This is a genomic window from Streptomyces sp. (assembly GCF_031181555.1).
GTDB lineage: Bacteria > Actinomycetota > Actinomycetes > Streptomycetales > Streptomycetaceae > Streptomyces > Streptomyces fimbriatus.
Genome location: NZ_JAPSKQ010000246.1, coordinates 1 through 2,891 on the forward strand (window position 1 = coordinate 1; position 2,891 = coordinate 2,891).

The window sequence follows — 2,891 nt, forward strand, 5'->3', positions numbered from 1 at the left end:
ACGTCGTCGAGGATCACCTTGTCGCCGTGCGCTTTGCGCGCCTTGCGCATGGTGTAAATGAACTCAGCCAAGAGAAACCGTCCGGCAGCTTGAAATCTGGCAGTGGGCAGATACACCCCATCTTGCCTGACCGCCACCCCTGGGGGGAAACTCGTCCGGCCCGGGGGCTTTGACCTGGTCTTTCATCGAGCAGTGCGAGGGCTCAGTCCCCGGACGGCGCCCGCCTGTGACGGGTGACGACCAGGCCCGCTCCGCCGAGCAGGACCAGGCCGACGGCGGTGCCGACGATCCACGGGGTGGCGCTGGAGGCTCCGGTCTCGGCGAGGTTGGTGTCGGTGGGCGTGCCGGCGAGGGGGGTGGGACTCGGCTCGCCGAGGGTCTGGGTGGTGGTGCCGATCTCGGCGGCCCGGGTCCGGCAGTCGAGCATGCCGGTGAACCGCTCCTCGAAGCCGCCCGGCCCCTCGACCGTGAAGTCGTACGGCCGGTCCTCGCTCAGCGGAACCGTCACCGTGCGGGTCTCGCCCGGCGCGACGGTGTGCTCCAGACCCGCCAGTTCGAAGGTGAAGGGCGTGTCGCCCTGGTTGACGGCGGTGACGTCCACACCTCCCTCGGCGCAGTTCTCGCGGGCGGACAGGGCCGGTATCGGTCCCTTCTCCGCCCAGGTGGCACTCGCCGTCGCCGAGACCGTCGACTCGCTCGACCCGGCCAGGATCTGCGTCTGGCTCCGGCTCTCGGAGGCGAACGCGCGGCCGACCGGCACCGTGGTCGAGGCCTGCGCGGTCAGCTGGGCCGTGTCCGCCGGCGCGTCCTCGGGCACGTCGAAGAACACCTGGCTGCCGTTGGTGGCGGTGGTGACGGGCTCGCCGTCCTTGTCGACGATCCGCACCCCGCTCGTGGCGGCGTCCGCCGGCGGGGAGACCGTCACGCTGCGCGCGTCCGTGCGCAGCGTCACGGGGCCGAGCCGCTCGCCCGGACGGCCGGAGACCGCCGGCGGGTCCAGGGTCAGCGACGCCCTCGGCTCCGGCTGGTTCCGGGCGTTCTCGTGCAGGTAGTCCGCGAGCTGCTCGGCCTGCGGGTCGAGGGCGTCCACGTCCACGTCGTCGGAGTGGCGCCAGATGGCCACCTGCGTACCGGCCGCCGCGTCCTGCTCGGTGAGCTGGCCGCGCACGCCCGCCCGGTCGGCGAGTGCCGCGAGGTCGTTCACCTGGGGGTAGGAGTTCTGCAGGATCCAACGGATCCGGCCGGCGTCCTTGTTGGTGCCCAGCGAGGTCCCGCTCCAGGGGGTCTCGTGGTACTTGGCGCCCTTCTGCGTGGGCGTGTGGACGTCGACGCAGTACGTCTGCAGCATGCCGCCGCCCTCGACGGACATCTCGAACAGGCCCGCCGACACCTGCTGGTCGCCGGCGGCGCCGCGTATCACGGCCGCGCCGTACGTCTTCAGCCCGTCCATGGCCGCGACCGCCCCGCCCTGTCTCGGCGCCGTCTCGTCGGCGACGGCCGTCCCGGCGCCGGCCAGCGCACCGGTGGCGGCGAGCCCGGACACCAGCGTCCCGGCGGTGAGGCGGGCCGCCCCACGTCCACGCGCGGACAACGCGGAGAACGAAGCAAACACCGAATTCCCTTCCGAGCAGGACCCGTTGACGTGGGGGGACGGTCCCACCAGCAGAATCACCGGCCCCGAGAATCCCCGAGAGCCATGCCCGGCATCCTAAGGAGGCGGTGTCACCGCACTTGTCGATGATCCGTTCGGATGGATGATCCGACTCGGAATCGTTATCGCCGGGGCCGTCGCGAGCGGAGCCTGTCGACAAATCCACCCGGGACCGTTCGGTACGCAGGCGCAGATAAGCCGCACTTCGCCCGGCGTACCGGCGCCGGGCGCGCACAGGCGCTGTCGGTACGGATCGCTGACATCAGGTCAGCACGGCCGGTTCCGCCTGCTGTTGGGGCGCGCGCCCGGTTCCCTCCGGTGTTCCGCCGGGCCGCGTCTCCCAGTGGGGCTCGGACCGGTCCGGTGAGGCCGCCTGCTCCGGCCGGCTCGTGCGCTTGAAGGCGGAGGTGCCGCGGGCGAGGTCGTGGCCGATCGCCACCGCGTCGATGTCCGCCGACACCCGGCCCTGCTGTCCCTCGCGCAGCTCCGTACGCACCTTCAGGCGGCCCTGGACGACCACCGGTTCGCCCACCGACAGCGAGGCGGCGGCGTTGACGGCGAGCTGCCGGTTGGCCCACACCGTGAAGAAGTTGGTGTGCCCGTCCGTCCACGTGCCCTTCTCCCGGTCCCAGTACCGCGAGGTGACCGCGAGCCGGAACCTCGCCGACGGGCCGGTCGCCATCTCCCGGTACACCGGCTGCGTCGCCACGTTGCCCACCGCGCAGACCATCGTCTCGTTCATCGCGCTCCCCTCCCACGGCCGGGCGCCACCACCGGCGCCGGCCGGATCCGCGTACGGGCCCGTCCCGTACGGCTGCGTCTGCCGCGACGGCCGCGTCACCGCGAGGTGCGCCGCCGTCGCCGCAGCGATCGCGGACCGTGTCGCGATCGCCGCGAAGCCAGACTGCCCGTGCCGGACCGGGCCCGCTGAGCGCTGTGGACCACCGCCGTCCTGTGGACATCTCCGCCACCCGGACGAGTCACCCGTGACCGACCCGCGGCCGGCCAGAGACCGCCCCCCCTGCCCCGCGGCCGGCCAGAGACCGCCCCCCCTGCCCGGTGACCGGACCGGAGCCGGCCCGGGCCCCTCAGGCCCCGGCCCCCGCTCAGCCTCCCCCGACCCGGGCTCCGCCCCCCACTCCCACGACCCGCCCGTACTGCTCCCGTACCTCCCGGTACCGCAGCAGTTCCGCCGCCACCGGATCCAGGACCCTGGCCCGTCCGCACCCGGAGGCCGCCT

At 73.1% G+C, this 2,891-nt stretch carries 2 protein-coding genes; both read right to left on the minus strand.

The annotated features are described in order from the left end of the window. Positions 1-202: 202 nt before the first annotated feature. Positions 203-1,612 carry a Cys-Gln thioester bond-forming surface protein gene (locus tag RIM90_RS29620; RefSeq protein WP_309063822.1) on the minus strand — a complete coding sequence of 470 codons (1,410 nt, stop codon included), beginning with the start codon at positions 1,610-1,612 and terminating at the stop codon, positions 203-205. A 301-nt stretch (positions 1,613-1,913) separates the two neighbouring features. Next, positions 1,914-2,393, minus strand: coding sequence for a single-stranded DNA-binding protein (locus RIM90_RS29625; protein ID WP_309063823.1), 480 nt, complete (start codon positions 2,391-2,393; stop codon positions 1,914-1,916). Positions 2,394-2,891: the final 498 nt, after the last annotated feature.